Source organism: Clostridium sp. 16K-1-R1 (assembly GCF_023921145.1).
Lineage (GTDB): Bacteria > Bacillota > Clostridia > Clostridiales > Clostridiaceae > Sarcina > Sarcina perfringens.
The window spans coordinates 1,277,336-1,300,544 of the sequence record NZ_CP046515.1 but is presented as its reverse complement, the minus strand read 5'-3'; the positions used below and the strand labels follow the sequence as shown (position 1 = coordinate 1,300,544).

Annotated in this window: 21 protein-coding genes; 3 read left to right on the top strand and 18 right to left on the bottom strand. The window is 27.4% G+C overall.

All coding sequences use genetic code 11. The features are described from left to right. Positions 1 to 25: 25 nt before the first annotated feature. Together GOM42_RS05645 and GOM42_RS05640 are read right to left on the bottom strand one after the other, a co-directional pair. Complete coding sequence (locus GOM42_RS05645) at positions 26 to 553, bottom strand: hypothetical protein (RefSeq protein WP_003477565.1); 528 nt, start codon at positions 551 to 553, stop codon at positions 26 to 28. A gap of 289 nt (positions 554 to 842) precedes the next feature. Further along, the gene (locus tag GOM42_RS05640; RefSeq protein WP_004457144.1) at positions 843 to 1,313 is read right to left on the bottom strand and encodes a hypothetical protein; all 471 of its coding nucleotides are present in this window, start codon (positions 1,311 to 1,313) and stop codon (positions 843 to 845) included. Between the two features lie 183 nt (positions 1,314 to 1,496). On the opposite strand from GOM42_RS05640, the gene GOM42_RS05635 reads away from it, so the two are divergent. Then, positions 1,497 to 1,664, top strand: coding sequence for a hypothetical protein (locus GOM42_RS05635; RefSeq protein WP_004457094.1), 168 nt, complete (start codon positions 1,497 to 1,499; stop codon positions 1,662 to 1,664). Between the two features lie 151 nt (positions 1,665 to 1,815). On the opposite strand, the gene GOM42_RS05630 is transcribed toward GOM42_RS05635, so the two are convergent. The 9 genes from GOM42_RS05630 to GOM42_RS05590 form a co-directional block, all read right to left on the bottom strand. Then, positions 1,816 to 3,105 (bottom strand): glycoside hydrolase family 16 protein, encoded by a 1,290-nt coding sequence (locus GOM42_RS05630; RefSeq protein ID WP_004457246.1) that lies wholly within the window; start codon positions 3,103 to 3,105, stop codon positions 1,816 to 1,818. 69 nt (positions 3,106 to 3,174) lie between these two features. Next, positions 3,175 to 4,050, bottom strand: coding sequence for a hypothetical protein (locus GOM42_RS05625; protein ID WP_004457317.1), 876 nt, complete (start codon positions 4,048 to 4,050; stop codon positions 3,175 to 3,177). Between the two features lie 80 nt (positions 4,051 to 4,130). Next, on the bottom strand, positions 4,131 to 6,473 hold the full coding sequence (locus GOM42_RS05620; protein ID WP_252597722.1) for a glycosyl hydrolase family 65 protein: 2,343 nt from the start codon (positions 6,471 to 6,473) through the stop codon (positions 4,131 to 4,133). Between the two features lie 12 nt (positions 6,474 to 6,485). Continuing rightward, positions 6,486 to 7,355 (bottom strand): PIG-L family deacetylase, encoded by an 870-nt coding sequence (locus GOM42_RS05615; RefSeq protein ID WP_011590576.1) that lies wholly within the window; start codon positions 7,353 to 7,355, stop codon positions 6,486 to 6,488. Positions 7,356 to 7,374: 19 nt separating this feature from the next. Next, complete coding sequence (locus GOM42_RS05610; RefSeq protein ID WP_003451790.1) at positions 7,375 to 8,232, bottom strand: carbohydrate ABC transporter permease; 858 nt, start codon at positions 8,230 to 8,232, stop codon at positions 7,375 to 7,377. Beyond that, positions 8,229 to 9,134 carry a sugar ABC transporter permease gene (locus tag GOM42_RS05605; protein WP_003451894.1) on the bottom strand — a complete coding sequence of 302 codons (906 nt, stop codon included), beginning with the start codon at positions 9,132 to 9,134 and terminating at the stop codon, positions 8,229 to 8,231. The genes GOM42_RS05610 and GOM42_RS05605 overlap by 4 nt, the downstream gene beginning before the upstream one ends. Positions 9,135 to 9,221: 87 nt before the next feature. Beyond that, the gene (locus GOM42_RS05600) at positions 9,222 to 10,481 is read right to left on the bottom strand and encodes an extracellular solute-binding protein (protein WP_003456161.1); all 1,260 of its coding nucleotides are present in this window, start codon (positions 10,479 to 10,481) and stop codon (positions 9,222 to 9,224) included. Positions 10,482 to 10,762: 281 nt separating this feature from the next. After that, positions 10,763 to 12,487 (bottom strand): histidine kinase, encoded by a 1,725-nt coding sequence (locus tag GOM42_RS05595; protein ID WP_061415479.1) that lies wholly within the window; start codon positions 12,485 to 12,487, stop codon positions 10,763 to 10,765. A 17-nt stretch (positions 12,488 to 12,504) separates the two neighbouring features. Further along, entirely contained in the window at positions 12,505 to 14,025 is a 1,521-nt protein-coding gene (locus GOM42_RS05590; protein WP_110034864.1) for a response regulator, read from the bottom strand. A gap of 284 nt (positions 14,026 to 14,309) precedes the next feature. On the opposite strand from GOM42_RS05590, the gene GOM42_RS05585 reads away from it, so the two are divergent. Then, positions 14,310 to 15,344, top strand: a complete 1,035-nt coding sequence (locus GOM42_RS05585; RefSeq protein ID WP_025648837.1) for an acyltransferase family protein — start codon at positions 14,310 to 14,312, stop codon at positions 15,342 to 15,344. Positions 15,345 to 15,582: 238 nt separating this feature from the next. On the opposite strand, the gene GOM42_RS05580 is transcribed toward GOM42_RS05585, so the two are convergent. The 7 genes from GOM42_RS05580 to GOM42_RS05550 all read right to left on the bottom strand — a co-directional run bounded on the left by GOM42_RS05580 (position 15,583) and on the right by GOM42_RS05550 (position 22,152). Then, positions 15,583 to 16,134: a hypothetical protein gene (locus GOM42_RS05580; protein WP_003451892.1), complete on the bottom strand. Its 552-nt coding sequence runs from the start codon at positions 16,132 to 16,134 to the stop codon at positions 15,583 to 15,585. A 326-nt stretch (positions 16,135 to 16,460) separates the two neighbouring features. Continuing rightward, positions 16,461 to 17,192, bottom strand: a complete 732-nt coding sequence (locus GOM42_RS05575) for a hypothetical protein (RefSeq protein WP_110077399.1) — start codon at positions 17,190 to 17,192, stop codon at positions 16,461 to 16,463. A gap of 177 nt (positions 17,193 to 17,369) precedes the next feature. Further along, positions 17,370 to 18,047 carry a hypothetical protein gene (locus GOM42_RS05570; RefSeq protein WP_110077398.1) on the bottom strand — a complete coding sequence of 226 codons (678 nt, stop codon included), beginning with the start codon at positions 18,045 to 18,047 and terminating at the stop codon, positions 17,370 to 17,372. A 167-nt stretch (positions 18,048 to 18,214) separates the two neighbouring features. Then, on the bottom strand, positions 18,215 to 18,637 hold the full coding sequence (locus tag GOM42_RS05565; protein WP_110077397.1) for a MarR family winged helix-turn-helix transcriptional regulator: 423 nt from the start codon (positions 18,635 to 18,637) through the stop codon (positions 18,215 to 18,217). A gap of 151 nt (positions 18,638 to 18,788) precedes the next feature. Next, positions 18,789 to 19,253, bottom strand: coding sequence for a hypothetical protein (locus GOM42_RS05560; RefSeq protein WP_110077396.1), 465 nt, complete (start codon positions 19,251 to 19,253; stop codon positions 18,789 to 18,791). 449 nt (positions 19,254 to 19,702) lie between these two features. Further along, positions 19,703 to 19,924, bottom strand: coding sequence for a hypothetical protein (locus tag GOM42_RS05555; RefSeq protein WP_025648833.1), 222 nt, complete (start codon positions 19,922 to 19,924; stop codon positions 19,703 to 19,705). Between the two features lie 305 nt (positions 19,925 to 20,229). Next, entirely contained in the window at positions 20,230 to 22,152 is a 1,923-nt protein-coding gene (locus GOM42_RS05550) for a beta-N-acetylhexosaminidase (RefSeq protein ID WP_110077395.1), read from the bottom strand. 197 nt (positions 22,153 to 22,349) lie between these two features. On the opposite strand from GOM42_RS05550, the gene GOM42_RS05545 reads away from it, so the two are divergent. Beyond that, a complete protein-coding gene (locus GOM42_RS05545) occupies positions 22,350 to 23,039 on the top strand; it encodes a ferric reductase-like transmembrane domain-containing protein (protein ID WP_003456246.1) in 690 nt (229 codons plus the stop codon). The last annotated feature ends 170 nt before the right edge of the window (positions 23,040 to 23,209 follow it).

Below are 23,209 nucleotides of genomic sequence, written 5' to 3'. Positions count from 1 at the left end.
TTAAACTTATCTCTCTTTATAATTTTTAAAATCCCTTACGAAATGGAGGGAATACATAATCATCTTTTTTTCTAAGTGAAATTAATACTTCTTCTCCACAGATATCTTTGCATACCACTGTACCTCTAAAAACCTTAAGATTATCACAAGCTCCCATTTTTAAGAACTCCATAATAGCCTCTACCTTTGTATCATAATAAGCTTCTGGAACTTCTTTACCATTAGGAGTAACTTCTGCTAATATATATTTCTCTGAAATATATTTACACCAAGCATTTTCTTTATCCCAGTCAGCACCAAATTTTTCTGACATCATATCATACCAATTTTCAGCTAGTTTTTGCTTTTCAGACTTATTCTTTCTTCCAACTAATTCTTCCTTAAGTTTCATAACTGCATATCTAAGATAAAAAACCTTATCTACTTCATCTTCAAATTCATATAAATTAAGATCAAATCCATAAGTTTTATAAACCTCAGTAACTTTTTCATTTAGTTTTTTAGAATCAATTATAAAATTTCCATTCTTTGTCTTATATGTAGTAACTCCCATTATTGCTCTCCTTCATCTAGAAATACTATTTCTTTAAATATATTTAATCTTTAGTAATATTAAGTTTTATAGTTTATTAATCAAAATTTTTATTTCACTATATAATATTATTATCCATAACCAAATTTTCCTATTATATAAACTAATACTTATCCTTAATAAAAGCTTAAAACACAATAATAAAATGACTTTTGTTAACATTTTGTTATTATATTTTATATAATAACACAAACAGTAAAACTTTACCAGTTAACTGAAATCACTACATAATTTTTATTTATGAAAAACATCAAAATTTTGGTTTAACATCTCCATTTATTAAATCAATAAAATCTTTAATATGCTTATTATTCTCTAAATTCATGGATATATCATATATAAGCCATCCAAAATCATTATTAGACAATAACAACTCTATTCTTTCACGCTCCACTTTCCAATAATACTCTAAATTACAAAAAGCTCTTAACAGGGTTATTTCATTATCAGTGTAACCCCCTCTTCCATCCCAAAGGCCAACAATCTCCTTACAGGCTTTCATGTTAGCATAAACATCCTCATTCCTTTCTTCTCCACTAGAATTTAAGGTTGCATATGCAAATTTACTAATATTGTACTTAAGTTGTTCCTCTAATCTTTTTTCATATAAATATACCTTTGTACTTTTATAAATACCAAAGAACATACTTGCTATTAATAATACTGATAAAACAACTACTTTATTTTTCTTTAAATACTCCCTTAATTTTTTAATAGTCATTGACTCTCCCCCTTATTTCATATATACATTTAATTATATATATTGATATTTTTCCCACAATATTTTTTATATCTTTTATTAAAAAAATTACAATTGAAGTAAAAATAAAAAAGATGTATTGTTTTTATATAGGTTAATTTAACCCTATAATTTTAAACTTTAAATTTAAAAGGAGCAATTAAATTGAAAAGAAGTAATTTACAAAACAATACAGATATTGAAATAAAAGAAATCTGCGAAATCTGTGGAGAAGAGATGGATGAAAATCCTTTTGCATATGACTATGATTCAGAAAATAAACTTGTCTTTAAATGTCCAGCATGTGGCCACAGAAAAGTTAGAAACTTATAAAAATTAAATATTCTTATTTTTAACATTAAATACTTATAAAGAGATTATAAAATAACAAAAGAGAGAGCTTTACTTAAAATAAAACTCCCTCTTTTGATTCATATATAGGTCAAACTTAATTTTTTAATAAAACACTTTTAAAATTTTATTTTTATTCTACAGGAATAAGTTGCCATTTACTTGTCCAATAAGTATTTGGAACATTTCCATACTGTAAAACGCCTTCATAACTTTCTGTATGTATTGACATATTAGGCTTCCATCTGTTAACAAACCTTGTATATCCATCTACTGGTACTTCACTCCATTGAGCGCTCCACCAAGTTTTTGGAACCTTACCATGTTCTATATATCCAGTTTGATTTTCTATATTTAAATATTCTCCTGTTTCATTATTCTTTAATAAAGTGTATCCATCTCTATATTCTTTACTCCATTTTGCATTTTTTTCATTTTTTAAAGTTATGTCCCCATAAGACACTTTATCATTATTTTCTTCAATATAAAGGAATTTTCCTGTTTGTCTATTTCTTATTAAGTAATTATTTAAACTTTCACTCTCTTTATATCCATCTACTGGTTTCCAAACTCTCATATAATCAATTGCCCATTCCTTAGGCCAAACATCATTATGAGCACCTGAACCTGCATCTGTGTATATATTTAAAATTGTCCCCATTTCATAGTCTGGTGAACCATATATAACCTTAAATAATTCATTATCATAATAGAATTTCAAAGCAGTAGGAGTCCATTCCATTGCATAAATATGATATTCAGAAGTTGGATCTCCTGATGGAACTTTATCTTCTGAAATAGTCCAAGATGTTTGGAAGTTTGGATCATTCCATCCATATGCAGCGATTCTCCATGTATCTTTTTTACTAAAGAAAGTTTCTAATATATCAATTTCTCCTGTTTGTTTTGAATTGAACCAATCATTAGTATCATCCTGCATACCAACCATCCACCAAGCTTGATGACCTCCACCACCTGTGTTAGATAGCTTAGCACGAATTTCAAAGTATCCATATTTAGTTGTATAACCTCTCCACTCATTTCTTTCATGGTTATCAGTTGTTCCACTAAAATTATGTATCCAACTTTTATCAAAAGACATTATGGCAGATGATCTAACAGTTCCATCATGCTCTGGGCACCATGGTTTCTGATCTTCAGTTATATATTCAACAAGTGATCCATTTTCAAAACGATAATTAGCCTTAGCACTTTCAGGATCCTTGCACCAATGTGGTAAATAATAATCAGTCCATTTTTCTCTATCTAATGTAGGACCATTAAATTCATCAGAAAAGTCTAATTTATATCCAGCTTTTTCAATTGGATTTGCTGGAAAATCCTTTGCTTTTGAAATAGTAAACGGTAGCAGCAATAGTAACATAAAGACAAACATGAATCTTAATACACCTTTTCTATTCAAAAATACCCCTCCAATTTAAAAGTTTGACCTATAAAATATATTTATAAAAAAATTATAAATATCAAAACTTTATAAATTTTCTTGTGAACTTAAAAATTCCAAGAATCTTTCAACGCCCCCTGAAAAAATTATTACTTCTTCTGGTCTTTTTCCTTTTAAATTAGAAACATCAAAGAAATCTCCACTTTTTGAGGAATCAGTAATCATAAAACTATCACTACCATATAACCCCTCATCAATTCCTATGTATTCATCTCCCCAAAAGCTACATTCTTCTGGTAATATTCCAAATTCATCTTTAAAATAATTTAAAATTGTATTTACATTATCACTTTTGCTAGAAACTCCAACTTCTAAGTATTTAGCATCTGTTGTTACCAGTAAATCTAAGCCGTATTTCTCTCCTATTTCCTCAGAAATTTTAATAAGTTCTAAAATCCCCTCATTAAATCCATGTCTAGTTAAATTTTCTTTTAATATATCAACTTCATTTTCTTGAAGAAATAGTTGCTCTCCTCTATTATTATCAACCATAAGATCTATTTTACAGTAATTAGGTCTGCTAAAAACTATATCCGTCTTATAATCATAGTCTTCTAAAAGCTTCATATGGATATCAAAACAAGCCCTATGAACATCTAAAAGAACTGATTTTTCTGGTATCATATTATTGAATAACTCTAAATTTTTATTTTTATTAAATTTATAATTATATGCCCCTCTGCCTAAGCCTAAAAATAAATTTTCTAATTCTTTTTCAGTAAAGTAATCTTGTAATCTTCCACCAGCAATATTTTCAATAGTAGTTCCACTAATTATTGCTAGTTTTATTCCCTTATTAAGTAAACCCTTCATTCTCGAAACTATTTCATCTACTGGTGCCTTCCTAGAAGTTACAGCAGTACCATCCCAATCAAAAAAGATAGCTCTATACCCCTTATTCATAAAACACTCTCCCTTTTTTCTTATTAATAATAAATTTAAACAAAGCAGATTAAAAGTTTTATTTTTAAATAGCTAAACTATTATTTAGTTGGTATTTTTATTATTTCACTTAAATTTTCAATATAAACTTTTTCTCCATATACATATAATTCTAAATTCTCGCCCTCTAATAGTCTTATTTCAATTTCATCTTTAGAAATTTTTATTTCTAATAGATTCTTCTTATAGAAAATTTTAAAACTATATGCATTCCACTCCTTAGGTATTGTAGGATTTAATTCTAAAATTCCTTTATTAGTTCTAAGTCCTGCAAAACCATTTACAATGCCTTGCCAGGTTCCTGCCATATTTGCAGCATGAATTCCTGCATAAAAGTTATTGTGATAATCATCTAAGTCCATTCTTGCTGACTGTGAAAAATACTTGTAAGCCTCCTCATCATATCCAATTTGACTAGCTAAAATACCAAATATACAAGTTGATAAGGAGGAATGATGCAATGTTACTTCTTGATAAAAATCATAGTTTCTTCTTAATTCATTTATACTAAAAAGATTACTATGAAGATACATTGCTAAAATTGCATCAGCTTGCTTTGACATCCTTTGTCTAAATATAAATAGAGGATGATAATTTTCATAAAGAAGATGTCTCTTTTCTTTAGGTATTTTTGAATCATCCCAAGGCTTCCTCTTCATAAAGCCATCATCTAAAGGATACACCCCTCTTTTCTCATCATAAGGGAAATACATATTCTCAATTATTTTTTTCCAATATTCTATTTCTTCATCTTTTAAATCAATCTTTTTAACCAAACTATCATAAGATAATTTATCCTTTTCTTTAATCTTATTTAATGCCCATATTGCATCTCTAAGGTTTTCACGGGCCATAAGATTAGTGTAAAAATTATTATCAACTATAGCATTGTACTCATCTGGCCCAGTTACAGCACAAATACAATATTTATTTCCTACATACTCAGAAAATGATCCTACATCAGCCCAAACCCTTGCAGTTTCACATAAAACCTCAGCTACTTTATCCTTTAAATAGTGAAAATCATCATTAACATCTACGTAAAGCTTAAAGGCATATGCTATGTCTGCATTTATATGATATTGAGCCGTTCCTAAAGGAAAATATGTTGATGCTTCCTCTCCATTAATTGTTCTCCATGGATATAAGGCTCCTTTATCATGTCCTAATACCCTTGCTCTCTCTCTAGCTTTATCTAAAGTAAAATACCTATAATCTAGTAATTTCTTAGCTAAATCTGGCTTAGTATATACAAATACAGGAAGTACATACATTTCTGTATCCCAAAAATAATGTCCCTCATATCCTTCTCCACTTAACCCTTTAGCTCCCATTCCGGTTTTACCATCTCTCCCAGCTGATTGCATAAGGTGAAAAAGATTAAATCTTATTCCCTGTTGAAGTGCATCATCTCCCTCAATAATTACATCAGCTGTTCTCCAAAATTCTTCAACATATTCCTTTTGCTCTCTCTCAGCTTCTATATATCCTTTTTTCTTGGCATCACTTAAAATAGTTTTTATAAAGCCATGTAACTTTTTACAATTCATATCTAAAGATGTGCTATATGCAATAAACTTATCTAATATAATTTCTTTATTTTCCTTAGCATAAAATTCATAAGATACCCCAAAAAGCTCATAATTTTTAAAATTCTTTCTTATAAAGTTTTCTGCTGATATTTTATTTACTGCTCCACAAGCTATTGAAATTTCACTATTTAATGTTGTTCCTTCATAATAAAGTTCATCTTTTATGGAATCTATATAATCATTTGCAAGCCTTTTACCAAAAGGACCATAATCAACTAAAGGATTAGTTTTTCTTGTATGATTTTCTACATTTGCATCAATAGCAGAGATAAATTTTAAATTTCCACTAAAGTTTAAAGGAGTAACTTTATAACGTATTTCCATTAAATTTTTATTATTAAAACTAACAAATCTACTTATGCTAATTTTTATTTTTTTACCCTTAGGTGATACCCATATAAGATCTCGAGTTATCCTTCCCTCTTTCATATGCAAAACTCTCTTATAATCTTCTATTTCACCTGTAAGCATACTGAATTCTTCATCTTCTATAAATAGCTTTATTATTTTAGCATTTGGAAGATTTAAAAGTGATTGACTTTCTGTAGGGAAACCAAAATTCCATTCCCCATATCTTATATGCTCACTTTCATAAAAGCCATTTACAAAGTTTCCTTCTAATCCTGTTTCAACATCAAAATCATATTCCTCTTCAAAGGTGCCTCTAGTACCTATATATCCATTAGCCAATGAAAATGTTGTTTCATTTCTATAATTATTTTTTAAAAGAAATTCTTCTTCTGTTATATTCCAAGGCTCTATTTTATAAATAGGCTCTCTATAATCTTCCATATTACTCTCTCCTTACCACTTTATTTTCCAAAAAACTTCATTCTTTTTCACAAAGGAATATAAAAACTCAATGGCATCTGGTTTCAATGCTGTCCTATGTTTTGAAATTGCTTCTCTCTTTAAATTTTCTTTTAAATTATTACATTGCATTTCTTTAGGTACAATAAAACTTAATGCTTCACTCCATTTTAAGTTTGAAGTTTCTTCTAGAAGTTTTGGACATGTAAATTCACTAACTTCTTCAGTAATAATAGGCCAATTTTCATCCCCATCACAAGAATGTACTATGCCACTATATAAATTAGGTTCATAGTTATTTTTTTCTCTAAGTTCTTTTAGTATTTCAACTACAAAACAATATAATCCGCTATGATCTCCGTGGGTATCAAACTCAGAGGTTGTAAAAATATTTTTTGGCATATATTTTTCTATTACTCCTAATAAATCATCATGAAAATTCTTTCTAGTATATTTACTATGTTCATTAAAATTTTTAAAGTGATATTCTTTATGATTCTCTAAAGAATAAGTTTCCTTTGAACAGCTAGACTCTAAAATTTTATTTTCATCCTTCTCTTCATAAAGATTCCATATAAAACTTTCTTCTTTAGGCATTCCAGTGTCCGCATATCCAAGGACTATTAAATTTTCACTTTGTAACCCTAAAAGTTCTAAGCCTTCTATACTTTCGCTAATTCTTGCCCTTCCCACAGAAAAATCTTTACAATCATAATCTCCATTAGTAGCCATTACTACCTTCACATCAACTCCACTTTCTATGGCATTTTTTATTATTCCTCCTGTCATAAGTAATTCATCATCCTCATGGGGAACAATTATCATAATACTTCCAAAATCTTTGTCTATATTAATATTTCTCATAAAATTATCACCTCGCCATTTAACCTTTAACAGCTCCAGTTGTAACTCCACCTATTATGTATTTTTGCATAAATATATAGAATACCATAAGAGGTGCAACTCCTAGCATTAACATTGGGAAAAGTGCTGTCCAGTCAGTTGAGAATTGACCTATATTTCTAGATACTTCTTGTAAAATAACTCCATTTTCTCTACTTTGTAAGAATAATAAAGGTGTTAAGAATTCATTCCATACATTTAAAGTTACTATTATAACTACAGTTGAAATAACTGGTTTTAAAAGTGGTAATATAACTCTAAAAAACTTTTTTAATACTCCGCATCCATCAATATCTGCAGCTTCCTCTAACTCCATTGGAATAGTAGCTTCTATAAATTCTTTAAATAAAAATATTGCTTGAGGTGTGTTTATGGCTACGTTTACTAATATTACAGCAAAGGCACTATTCATAAGATGTAAACTCTTTACGATTTTATATAAACTTACTATATTCATTTGGAATGGAACTATTAATCCTGCAAGGAAAAGCAAAAACATACGATTTCCAAGTTTAGTTTTTGTTCTAGCTAAAGCATATCCAGCCATAGATCCAAAAACAACAATCAATATAACCGCTGTGGCAGTTATAAACACTGTATTTCCAAAAGCTCTTGGAAAACTCATCTGTTTCCACGCATTAGAATAATTTTCAAAAATCCAAGTCTTAGGAATTCCTAATGGACTAGCGGTTGCTTCTTGAGGAGATTTAAAAGTTGTTACTATAAGATAATAAATTGGTATAAACCATATAGCAGCTAATAGAATCATTGCTAATTCTAATCCCCATAGTTTTTTGTCTTTTTTCTTAATTCCACTACTCTTCACTTTATTCATCATGATATAGACTCACTCCATTTCCCCATTAATTTCGTTGTTATTCCACTTATTACAAGAACTATAATAAAGAATAATACTCCAAAGGCTGCCCCTGTACTATAGAATCCATCTGAAATACCTTTTTTCATCATAACAGTCATAACTGTTTCAGTAGCATTTCCTGGTCCTCCTGAAGTCATTGAATATATGATATCGAAAACCTTCATACCACCTATAAGTCCTGTAACAACTATTATTTTTACTGATGGACACATTAATGGAAGTGTTACATGAAAGAATTGTTTTAAACTTCCAGCTCCATCAATACTTGCAGCTTCATATAATTCTTTAGGTATTGATTGTAAATTTGCTAAGAATATAACCATTGCCCATCCTGTCCATTGCCAAGCTTGAGTAAAAATTACAGAAAATAAAGCTTTATTTGTTGTGAAGAAATTTATTGTGTCTAATCCTAAAGAATGTAATATATTATTTACTAAACCATAATCTGATGATGAAAGTATAAAATTCCATAAGTAACCTATTATTAATGAACTGAATACTGCTGGAAAGAAAAATACAGCTCTTAATAAATTACGGCTTTTTAATTTTTTATCTAATAATACTGCTAAAGGTAATGCCAAAACTGTTTGTAACCCTGTAAGAGCTATAGCATATATTACTGAGTTCTTAATACCAGTCATCATTACTGGTGTTGAAAATACCTTAGCGTAATTTTCAAATCCAACAAAACTTAAATTAATAGGATTTATATCTGTATAATTAGTAAAACTATAAAATATTGTGTATAAAAATGGTACAATACTAAATATTAAGTAAATTGCTAAAGCTGGTAATACAAAAACATAAAAGTATTTTCCCAAAGTTCCCGGTGTTCTTCTTTTCTTTTTAACTAATTCCATGTAGTCTCCTCCTTTAAATGCTAGATAAGTTTTTTAAAATTGCTCATAACTCTAAACAAATTAGAATTATGAGCAAAAGATTTAATTTTATTTATTTATAAGTTCACTTGCAGCAGAATCTACATTTGATAAAGTTGTTTTTAGATCTTGGTTTCCAAGTAAATAATTTTGCATTTGTTTACCGTAATCTACATGTGCTGATCCTGCATCTCCCCATTCATTCCAAGGACAATAAATATGACCTGCATTTATAGCTTTTTCAGCTCCCTTAAAGGCTTCTGGAAGAGTGAATGAGGTTCCAGTTAAGTAAGAAGATCCTCCTTGATTGTTTTCCCATAAAGCTTTTTGTCCCTCTTCTGTAGATATAGCTTTTAATACTTCCATTGCTGCATCTTTATTTTTAGATTTTGAATTTACTGCAAATCCACATCCAGGTCCACCTATTAACCATCCATCGCTAGGTTTTGTTCCGTAAAATGGCATCATATTAAGTTTTAAATCAGGATTTTTTGACATAATTGCTTCTAAATCCCATGGTCCTGAACAATACATTGCAGCTTTTCCAGTAGCAAATTCCTCTAAAGCTTGATCATGGTCTATTCCAGTCATATCTTTAGTGTATATTCCATCCTTTATCATTTCTGACCATTTATCTAAATACATATTCCATGTACCATCTAACTTAACTTTTCCTTCTCTATACTCTTGTCCAAAGTTTTTACCAGCATCTGTTGATAAATACTCTGCTGTTACAAAGGCCATAGAATTCTTTAATAAAGGTTCCCATGATTTTAATCCTGCTGCTAAAGGTTTTATTCCTAAGCTTTGGAATTTCTTACAAACCTCAATATATTCATCAAAAGTCTTAGGTATTTGAATATTATTTTCTTCAAATAATTTTTCGTTATAATATATTCCTTCAAACCAACTTATTCCTGGTAAAGCATATACATTATTATCGTACTTATAAACATTAGTACCTGAATCTGAATACTTCTTAGCCAAATCGTTTACATTTTCTAGATATCCTAATTTAGCATGTTTTAAGGCTGATGCTGGAGATTCACAAATTATATCTGGACCCTCTTCAGCTGATAATTGAGTATCTACTATTGTGTTATAGTTTGAGTTATCAATAAATTGATACTCTATTTCCACATTTGGTAGTTTTTCAGATAAATACTTTAACATATCTTTCATTGTATCTTCATTATTCCAGTTAGTCATACGAAGCTTTACTTTACCACCATCTTTTGCTTGAGTAGAATCAGTTTTGTCACCACATCCTACCATTGCAGTTGCTCCAATCATCATACATAGAATTGCACTTAGAATTTTTTTTCTCATATCTCTTCCCCCTTTAATTTATCCATCCCTTTAATGATGTCATAGCTTATAAATTATTAAGTTCCTCTTATGATTAAATTATAAAATCATTTAATTTATTAATAAATAATACATTTTTTCGAAACATTGTACAATTTTACGTTATTTTTTATTAATAAAAAAATGCTGTATCAAAATAACTTTTAATAAAACTTAAAGCCTTATAAAGAGAATTTTAGTAATTTTCTCAGTATGCTTCTATGTTTTATCTCTTAACTTTGATACAGCACCTTAGTTTATTTTTAATTTAATTTATCATTTATTTTAGGAAGCCTTAGTGCAATGCATATATAATTATTTTCAACTAAAGAACACTCTAAATTACACTCTATACCATAATATAGTTCTATTCTTTCTTTTACATTATATATACCATATCCTTTTCCTGGCTTATTTAACATCTCCTCTATGCCCTTAATATCATTATTATTACTACTATTATAAATTTTAAAGATTAAAGAATCTTCATCCTCCTGAAACTCAACTATAATCTTTCCTCTTTCTTTTCCTTCATTACAATCAATTCCATGCTTAATAGCATTTTCAACTATAGGTTGTAGAATAAAATTTAACATATTATTTTTTAATCCCTTTTCATCTATTCTATATTCCACATCAAAACTATGTGAATGTGCTATTTTTTGAATTTCAATATAGGATTTTATATTATCAATTTCACTTTTAACATCTGTTATATCTTGTCCATTATTTAAACTAGTTCTATAAAATTTAGCTAGATACCCTGTTATATCACTTATATCATCATTTCCTTCTCTAATGGCTTTCCACTTTATAGTAGATAAACTGTTATATAAGAAATGTGGGTTTATCATAGCTTGTAATGCTTTAAGCTCAGTTGCTTTCTTCTCAAGCTCAATTTTATAAACTTTATTTATCATATCGTTTAAGTCCCTTGTCATATGTCCAAAGCTATTTGTCACAATTCCTATTTCATCAGTATCCTCTGTAAAAATAGGATTATTGAAATTCCCCTTTGAAACATCTTTAGCCTTATCCTTAAGCAATAATATTCTTCTACTTAAGACTTTAGATAATATATTTATTAATATAACTACTGCAATTAAACAAAAAATTACTATTAATAAAGTTGAACCTATTATAGGGATTAATTCCTCTGTTATTTTCTTTTTATCTAAATAATAAAATACCTTCCAATTTGAAGCATCAATATTATTTTCACATATTAAATACTCCTTTTCTTTCAAATTAGCTCCAGATTTTATATTTAATATATTTTCTAAAACCAATTCATTTATTTTACTATTTTTCATCAGCTTTTTAAAAACTATATTTCCACTATTATCTTTAATAATAATTCCATTATCTAAGAAATCCATATTTTCTAAAGGCTCTGTTATAATACTCATAAACAATTCAATTCTAAGTACACCTATAACTTTACTATTAGTTGCAGTGTCTAATATGCTTCTAGTTATAAATAATTTTCCATCCTCATAACTCCAAAAGGGCTTAAAACTCTTTTCACTTTTTTTATACCATTTCTCACCCTCTACAAAATTACTTGGCTTTAAAAATGATCCTATCTCTCCACTTACATTGGGAGTATATATATTTATTTCCTTTATGTAATCATCGCTGGTTATAAAATACCAAAATATAGGCTCTACAGTATCATTTAAGGTTTGTGCTATTGATATATTATCATTAGGCTTATTTTCTATAACCTTCCTAAAATTCAAGTTATAAGCAAGATATTTTGCATACCCTTCTTCCTTTTTTAATTTAAAGTCTATCTCATCAGCAATTCTAAGACTATTATTTTCCATTGTCTTCTCAGTTTGTATTAATAAATTTTTTCTTGATTCACTAAAACTATAAACTCCTAAAACTATTATTGGTATAGATACAGATATGCTAAAACTAATAATTAACTTTTTCCTTATAGATGCTTTTCCTAAAAACCATTTTATTAATTTTTCAATCATACATAACCTCACTTATCTTAACTATTATTACGTTTAAATTGGTTTGGAGTTACTCCAAAATAATTCTTAAATATACGGTTAAAGTATGATTGATTTTCATATCCACAGGCCTTACCAACTTGTACAATTTTCATATTACCTTCTTCTAAAAACTCCTTAGCCTTATTCATTCTAAAATCAGTTATATATTTAACTATATTTGATCCTGTTTCTTTCTTAAAAACATAGCTTAAATAGGTTGGCGTAAAATTAACCTTATCTGCAATATAATCTAAACTAAGTTCACTGCTATATTCATTTTTTATTATCTTTATCACTTTGTTAGCTATGCTTTTTTCGTCTAAAATATCATTATCACATTCCTTTGCAATATCCTTTATAATAGATTCAAAAGCTGCTTTTAAGGTTTCACTTGAGTTACATTTTAATATCTTTTCTATAAATCTCTTTTTCACTTCACCATTATATATATCAAAGGCTTTACAAAGTTTTTCTATTAAATCATAAAAAAGGTGATGTATGTATATAGTACTAAGTGAACCTGATTCTAACATGTATTCTATAAGCTTATTTATGTAAAATTCAATATCATTTAAATTTCTTTCATTTATAGAGTTTTTAAGATTTTCCTTTACATTCTCTATTTCAAGTGTGTATAAATCATTAGTTTTATCCTTATTAACCCTAATAATCCTTGATTCAAAATCATAAATATTTTCCTTTATATTATTTAATCCCTTTACCTCATCATAGATTTTTTCAATTCCACAAAATACATTGCTAATAAAAAAAGAAGAGTTTTCATTAGCTAATAATTTAATTTCTTTAGCTAATTTAGAACAAACTTCATCTAAAAAGTCCTCTTTTATTTTTAAATTACTATAAAGTAATAAATATGATTCATTAGGATAAAAATTTATATATTCATATGGAATTTTTAAATATGTATTTAAGAGGTTAAAGAAAATCTCCTCCCTCTCCTCAAAGAAATTATCCCTTGTTTCTATGTTTATAAGTACTAAATATTTATCTTCTAGCTCTATATTGTATACGTTTAACTTTTCATTAATATCATTTTGATTGTTGTGATTAGCTAATAGCTTATAAAGTAAAATCTTCTTACTTGATTCCATAAGTAATTCTTTTTCTTTCTCTTCTTCCTTTCTTTTTATGCAGCTTTTTATTACCTCTTCCATAACTCTTTTAAATTCATCCACCTCAATAGGTTTAAGTAAATAATCAACCACTTTTGCTTCTAAGGCTTTTTTAGCATAGTCAAATTCACTATATGCACTAAAAATTATTATTCTAATTTTAGGATCATACTTAAAGGTTTCCTTTGCTAATTCTAGTCCATCCATGAAAGGCATCTTTACATCTGTAAAAAGAATATCTATATGATTTTTCTTTATGTATTCTAAAGCTTCTTTTCCATTTACAGCTTTAGCTATATTTAAAGGAAATTCATATCTTTTTATAAGAAATTCAATTCCTTCACGTTCTGTAGCCTCATCATCTACTAATAGTATTTTTAACATATCTTCTCCCCCTTTTATGCTTAAAAACTTCTTTAACTTTACATAATTATTAATATATAAAATTAATTACTAATTCTACTTTAATATAATGTATAATAAAAATTCAATAATAGTTAAAAATTTTTCTTTATAATAGATTTGTTAATACCTAAATTTAACATAATTATTAATAATAATTTTAATGCATAGTTATTTTATATAATTTTATTATAAAAATAATACTTTTTATCATACTAAGAACAATATAGTAAAGATATTCAAACTTATTTAAGGAAGTGAATTACTTGAAAACACAAAATAGGAATTACTTAATTGATAATAGTAAAGGCCTTTTAATATTTTTAGTGGTCTTAGGACACAGTTTAGAATTTATTAGAAAAGATTATGAAGTGGCAAGACTTTTATATGTATTCATATATGAATTTCATATGCCTGTATTTGTTTTTATTTCAGGATATCTTTCAAAAAATGTAGAAAAAGGACGTAGAAATGCCGTAAGAAATTTTCTCACTCCCTTTTTACTATTCAATATAATATGGAATTTAATCACATTAGTAGGTCCCTTATTTTTAAGAGGTGAATTTACTGAACTTCCTAGTGAACAAGCATTTTCCTTCTTCACTCCTGGTTGGGCACTATGGTATATATTTGCAATGTTTTTATGGAAAATCCTTTTACCTGATCTTTTAAAGTTCAAAAATATTTTTATACTTAGTATTATTGCTGGTATTTTTGTAAAACTCTCTGGTGAGTTTGGCTCTTATATGGCACTTTCTAGAACTATTACCTTTGCTCCATTTTTCTTAGCTGGTTATTATTCTAGTGAGGAAAAATTAAAAAGATTTAGGAAGTTTACAAGATTTAATATTCTAAACAAAGTTCCTTCAATATTAATTCTAATTATTGGAGTTTTAATAGCCTTAATTTTTGTTAACTATTCAAATATTGCAGATGAATTTTTCTGGGCAGATAGGTCCTATAGTAATTTTAATATAGAAATATTCACTGGAATCTTACTTTATATTGCAGTTTATATAATTGGATTTGCTTTTGTATATGTCTTTATAAACTTAATGCCAGAAAATCAAACATTTCTATCAAAAATAGGTAAAAATACTCTTTCAGTTTATTTTTTACATACTTATTTTATAGGTAGTATTTTAGGATTAACAAGCTTAATGTCAAGTAATTTAGGAAAATTACTTGCACTAATAGTAGGCTCCTTAATAGTAACATTTATTCTCTCTAGGGATTGTGTAGCTAGATTTTTCAATAAATTTTTAGATAAATTTAACAGACTATTATTTATAAAAGAATAGAATATGTATAAAAATAAACAAATAAAACTTACAAACATATGCCGAGAATTACTAGATTTCTCTTCATAATGTTTGTAAGTTTTATAAAAAGTTATTTCGATACCAATACCTTATAATCCTTATTAAAAAACTTAACTAGATTTAGGTTTTAGTCCAAAAATCTATAATTTAATCTATTTCCATTTGTATAATCATATGAAATACTCTTTTTTCCAATATATCCTTCTACAAATAACTCTCATTTCTTAGTACTTTCTATAGATAATACTGAAATCAATTTCAATTTTATTTGTTCAAGTTTCTCCTTTTGTTCCTTTGTTCTTACCCTTCCATCTAAACTCTTTGTAAGCAATACTGCATCTGAATAGTTTTTATTATCTATAAACTTTTCTAGTTTCTCCATATCACTTTTTATATCTTTATCATATTCAGATTTTTCATCTATATTCTTATTTAATGCATCTACACATTTCTTAAAATTTGGAAACTCATTAGACTTCTCTCCAACATTTTGAATTTTAACTTCAGCTTTTCTTATCTTTCCCTCATCTAAAGCCTTACTTGCCTCTAAATAATTTTCAATCATATCTTTTAGTTCTTTAGCCTCTTTATTTTTAGGATTTTCGTCTAAAGCTAACTCTAAAGATACAACTGCTTTCTCATATTGCCCTTCATTAATAAGTTCTTTCCCCTTATCTAGTGCTTTATTAGAACTACTACATGCAATAAGATTTAATGATAAAATTGTAATTAATACTACTAAAATTAAAGCCTTAATACTTCTTTTCACCTAATTACCTCCTGTCACCTAATCTATATTATTTTAATTTAGCTTAGCAAAATAATTTAAGCAAAATTATAACCCTATAAAAAATCCTATATTTCTATAATTTTTTCAATTTCCTTTTTATCCCAAATAAATAGTATCATATTTTGAACAATAAGTAAATATTCTTAACTAACAAAAATAATAATGAATAATTAGTAAAATTTTTAAATACAAAAACCAAATGTAATTGAAACCTAGCAAAATCAAAGGGAGTAATTTAATATGATCAAATTACTCCCTAAATATGTAACATTACTCTCTTTTATTTTTGTAATATCCTACAAATACTATATTAACTTTATGTAAGAATTTAATTTTGACATTTGGATTTCATTTTTAATTTTGTAAACTCCATACTTCCTTTCAACCATCTTCCCTCCAAGCTTTCTAACATGCCATTGTATGTTCATCCTATCTTCTAAACCTTCTAATTCTTCATATTCATCACTTTTTATTTTAAGATAACATTCTCTAATAACCTTACAAAACTCTCTTGGTATTTTTACATCTCTCATAGCTCTAACTATCCCTTCTTTTCCTTCAATCAAAAGGATCTCAAAGGTATAATCTAAATCTTCTGATAAATAAAAATCATCGGAAGCAAAATTTAAATCCACTGGAAAAGCACTACATTCCAAAATCCCATCTATAGTTAGAGTAAACCCTATAAAATCTCTTGAAAGTCCAAACTCCTTTTTTGGATAAATCTGAAATCCAAGTTCTAATTTTCCGTAGTTAATAGCAAAATGATCCTCTTTATTTGAATTATCCCATCTTAATAATAGGTTAAATTCATCTTTATTTTGAAGAACCATTGCACTATCTCCCTTAATATCCATATAGGTCTTATCCCCTATACCAACAATAACCCCCTCATCTTCATAACATGCCTCTTCTTCGCTCTTTTTAAGCTCATCTCTAGCATTATTAATAGTACTTAAGAAAAGTTCATCTTCGAATTCATCTGTTTTAATAAGTTCTCTGACGAAATCTCTAACATCACTAAGCTTCTCATTCATCATAAAAACCTCCCCATTTATTACATGTCATCCCAAATCCATTATATACCAAAATCTTTTTTTGGTACAGACAATGAAAAAGACTATATCCAAACATTTATTTAATCATAAACCTTTCACAACATATAAGTATTTATAATTAAATCACTTTTGATATAGTCTAATATAATTATAGTTTTAATCTTTAATGTATTTATCTAAATTAGATTCTTCTGGTTCATCTGTAAACTTATATAGGCTAAAACTTTCTTCTACCTGCTTTGATGTTATTCCATCAAAAAGTATAGCATCAAGGTTTTCTAAGTCTTCTAGAGCAACTTCTCTATTATAATCTTCCCTTGTAATTTTTAAATAATACTCCCTAATAATCTTACAAAGCTCCCTTGGGAATCTAATATGTCTCATAGCTCTTACTATATGCTTTTCATCTATAGCAATTATATTTAAAGCGTAATTCATTTTCTCAGAAAATTCAAAACCTTCAGTAGTAAAATTAAAGTCTAGCCTCATATCACTATAATCAACAGCATCCTTTATTGATAAGGTAAATCCAACAAAATCATAATTAATATCAAAGTCTTCTCTCTTAAAAAGTTGAAATCCAAAATCAACCTTTCCTTTACTTACGCCTCTAAAACTCTTCTTAGCTTCACTTGGAAACCTTAAAATAACTAGGAGACTATCCTTATCCGTCAAAAGGCTAACCATGTCTTCCGAAAGATCTATAGAAAGCTTGCTGCCAACCTCTAAATAACACTCTCCATCTTCATCATTAGATTCTAGTTCCTGAAGGTTGTCCTTTCCTAAAACCTGATACAAATAGTTTTTAAATTCAATATCAAATTCATTTTCCATTCCTTAAGTCGTCTCCTTTATTTTTAAATAACCTTCAACTATTATATATCAACAACATTATAGTTACAAACCATATTTTAACCATTTTTAATTCTAAAAAGACTTTAAAAATAGCAGAGACACCATATACCATAATAATTAATTAAGTTCTTCTAAATAACTAAGTATTACTTTATCTTATCCCTAAGCTTTAAAAGTACTTCTCTTATTTCCTTAACCTCTTCATGAGTAAAGTTTTCAAATACACTATCAAAGCTATTATTTATATCACACCTAAAAGTTTTTGCAAAGTCTACTCCTTTTTTAGAGAAAACTATATATGTATTTCTCTTATCCTTTTCATCCTTAAACTTCTCTACATACCCCATATTTTCAAGTCTTGACACTATTCCTGACACAGTTCCCTTAGCTAAGGACATTTCATCACAAAGTTCCTTAACTCTAACCTTCCCCTTATGAGCTATAAGTTTAATCACTGTTATTTGTTGGTGAGTAAGTCCACTTTCTTTAAGTCCTTCACTTACTTTTCCCATGGTACTTGAATAAATTTCTTTTATCAGCATAGCTATTTCAAATGAATCATAATTCATATAAGTCCCTCTTTTCTAAAAAAATAAATTTCAAATTATATTTCTCCAGGATCTAAGTCCTATGAAAAATATATAAAAGATTCTACATATAAAATTAATGGTACATAAAGTCTTCTAAACTTTATGCACCATTTAATATCTTTATACTAAATTAGCTAATTTTATATTTTACTTTTAAATTATCAAAGGTGAAGAATCCCACAAAGAAATATACGCCAGCCATAAATAGTGCTGCTCCTAATCCCATATAAAAATCTCCTAAATAAACTGGATTAAATATTCCTAAGTTTCTAACTGAAATTCCAAAGAAAATCATAAATCCCATTATAAGATAACTCTTAAAATCAAAGAAGGAAAATACACAATGTTTATCAAGTTTACTATTTACTATTCTTATTGTATGTTTCTTAAACATTTTACTAAATATAAATTTAAAAAACACAAAAAATATAACTGCTGCAAAAATGATTGTTATGATTAAGTTTCCGTTATGTGACATAACATCTCCAAACCCTAAAGTAAATACTCTAAATCCTGCAAATCCCCATACTAATCCTGCTATAAAAAGTAAAATTCTCTTACTAACTCTTGGAGTAAATTTTTTAATTCCGTCCATAATTTTCATCTCCTACAAAATAATTTTATTTTATTAGATGCAACCCATCTTAAAATGGTTCGCATGAAAACTCTTTGTTCCTATGCAAACTATTTTACTCCTAATAATAATTATTGTCAAATAAAAATTTTTATTTATTTCATTCTTTATTTATGCAGATCAATCACTGAAATTAAGGTTACTAAAATTTTATTACTTAAATTATAATCTCTTTCATAAGACTCTTATTAACCCCCAAATTATCCTTTCAAATATTTAGTATAAAAGATTTTTTTAAGGGAAACATAAGGGTGTATCCTTATAGAAGTTAAGACTTCATTTTTGTGATTGATGTTCATCACCTCCTAAAAGTCTTAATTTCTCAAATTTTCTATATGCCTTTTTAAATTAAAGATGGCTATACCTTATATTTCCCCCTTCTAAGAAACTTCAGGTATAGCCATCTACTTTTATTTAATATTATTTCTTATAATTTTAAAAGATGTAAAAGCAAAAATCACAAAGCCTACAAAGGATAAAATAGAACTTAATAAAAGAATTATATCTCCTATTATAGTTAATCCAATAAAGCTAAAAATTTCTACAGCTCTTTGAAACATCTCTGTTTGAAGTAACACAAGCATAAATGATCCTAATGCTACTAAAATCAACTTAATATTTTTATTTTCCATTTAATAATCCTTCCCTATATTTCACCTTACTTACTTTTTCCCTATTTTCCACTTAAAATATTTATTTACAAAAATCAAAAATATAACTAATAAGATACTCATTATAAAAGGCTCTAACCCTTCATACAACCTAATAAAGGTATTCAACTAAAAAACTCCTCCTTAAATTTATAAAGCCTAAATAGCCCTATTTTTAAAGAATATTATTTCTAATAAGATTAATAATTTTTTTCATATCATAATATCCCCAATTTAATTATTTTATCCATTGCTTATACTTCTGAGTTTTGTATCATAGAAACTTATTACCAACTTAAAATATTTTGTGTTGCTATTTTTTGGTATTCATTGCAACATATAAGCTTACAATCATCTCCCCCAAAATGTTCAGAAAAATAAAGTCTTTCCTCTTCTAGCTCTTCTATTTTATCAATATTTCCTTTAAGATATGCTTTTATTCTATACATAGTTGAATCACATCTCGCCATAACTCCACCAAGTCTAATATCTATAACTTCAAAACCTTGTCCTTTACATTCTTTATACCATAGCTCCCTAAAACTTTTATGAAAACTCTTTAACTTTTCTTGTATTTCTGGAATAAAGTTATATGCTATAAGCCTTAAAGCATCCTTATCATTTTCTAAATAAGCTTTTCTTATTTCTAGTCCTATCTCACTTTTAACTGAAAGGTAAGCAGCAAGTTTAGAATACATAGTAAACATTAATTTAAACCTCTCACTTTTCTCTCCTATTTCCTCATATTTTTTAGAAAGATTAATATAATGTTCTTCTAAATCTAAACCCTCTAAATGCTTATCAAAGGCTCCTAAAAGCAAATCTTGGTAAGCTATATATTTTGAAGGATTGCAAACCTCCATATTAGGAATTTTAACTGATGGAACAAGATCTAATTCTTCTAAAGAAGTAAAATCCTCCATGCTAAGCCCTGTTAAAGCCTTACATCTTTCATCTATCCATTCTTTATCTACCTTATGATAATAGCCATGCTCTCCAAATAATATAAGACCTACTATTATTGAATATATTGGCGTTTCTGCTCCATCATCTCCCCAAGCAGTAGCAAAGACTTCCTTTATTCCTTTAGCCTTACATTGATTTAAGGCAGCATTTGTTGTTTCAAAGGTCTTTGAATAGTTTGGAGCAAATCCACTCCACCTCCAGCATCCTCCTGCAAATATAATATTATTATTAAAGTTATCTCTAATATCTAAAAGCTTCTTATATTTTTCTTCATCACAATTATAATAATCCCAATAAACTAAAGAAACTTCCTCTGGAATATTATTTGCTATTTCAGGAGTTATAACTATATCTAAATCGTAATATCCACCATCTGGAGCTCCACATCTTAAAAACATATCATCCCAAATCATTGGCTTAAAATAATATTTTTTTGCTATTTTATTAACCTTATTTAAATGCTCTACCATAAGTTTTTGATGAGGAACATGTCCATGTTTAGTTAAATAATGTCCTCTTCCTAAATCAAAGGCTTCATCCATACCTATATGAATATTTTTACTTCTAAAACACTCTCTTAAAGAAGAAATCATTGCCTCTATAAACTTATAAGTCTTTTCCTCTCCTACTAAAAGTACATCTTGGGTGTCTTTTATACCTTCCCCATATGACCATCTTAAAGTTTGTTTTAAGTGAGCTAAAGTTTGAATACAAGGTACAACCTCTATACCTAAAAAGTATCCATAATCATCAATTTCCCTTAACTCCTCTTTGCTATATCTTCCTCTCATATAACCAAAGTATGGATAACCATCAATCTCATAAGTATCTTCAGTATAAAGCATACACCTATTATGTCCCATTAAGGCCATATATCCTAATATCTTTTTAACCTCAGAAACTCTATAGACAGCATTTCTTGAGGCATCTATCATTGCTCCTACTGAATCAATATAAGTTTTTTCGCTTCTTGAAAAACTCTCCTCTCCCTTTTTAAGAAATTGAAGATATAAACTAAACGCTCTAAAAAAGTGATGTTTTTTCTTATATCTTATTTCATTATTTTTTCCTCTAAGGACTTCTATTACATTTTCTGATTCTTCAGGAAGCTTAGAAACATTTATAATTTCTAAATTTTCATTCTCACTTCCCTTCTCATTATAAAGCTGAAAATCAATTAGTTCTTCTAATCCCTTGACAGCTTCTAACATTTCCTCATTTAATCCAACTAATTTAACTCTCATCTTTATTCCCCTCTCATACTAAAAATAGGTGTTTCCTATATAATTCCACATTTAAATCAAATATCCTACTAAAAAGATTATTTTATGATAAATAAAAATAAATTGTTATAAAAATGAACTTTTTGTTGACTAAATTACAACTTGCATATATAATCTAATTGAAATCGATTATCAATAACAGAAAGGAAGACATAATAATGCTACTTATAATTTCATTATTAATAACAACATTCTTGAGTATTGTTTTTTATAAAGAAATAAAAAAATATTCTTCAATACTCTACATAATAGCTACTTTAATAGCTATATTTTTCATAGTATTTATGAAAACCGATCTACATAACTATATTCCTAAACACATAAGTAAATACACCATAGGAGTATTCTCTAAAAGTACTTTTTCCTTAGCTTTATTTACTATAGTAATGTACACTGGAGCTTTAAGTAATTCATTTAAATATAAGAAAAACCTAATGGCTATAAGAGGCGAACTTTCAATAATCGCTTGTATCTTAACCTTAGGTCATAATATTTTATATGGAATATATTATTTCCCTACATTCTTTACTAACCCACATTCTTTAACTTATTATAAGTTTTTTGCAACTTTATTAAGTTTAATCATGATATGCTTAATGATTCCTTTAATGATCACTTCATTCCAATGTGTAAGAAAAAAAATGAACTATAAAACATGGAAAAAGATTCAAAGGTCAGCATATTTATTTTATGGTTTAATGTACATACATATAATGCTTTTATACATACCAAAATTTGATAAGAAACTTTTTGAAATAATATTATATAGTATTATATTCTTTGCATACTACTTATTACGTATAAGAAAGTATTTTAAAGATAAATCTAAAACTTGTTTTAGCAAATAAAAATTACTCTAAAAATGGACTAGCTCTTTTTACCATTAAGAGCCTCTAATAGTTTTTAAAATAAATAAAATAACCTATACATAAATAACTACACATATAAATAAAACTTATAAATAGATAAAGAGCTTATATTTTTTAAACTCTAAATCTATTTATAAGTTTTTTAATAT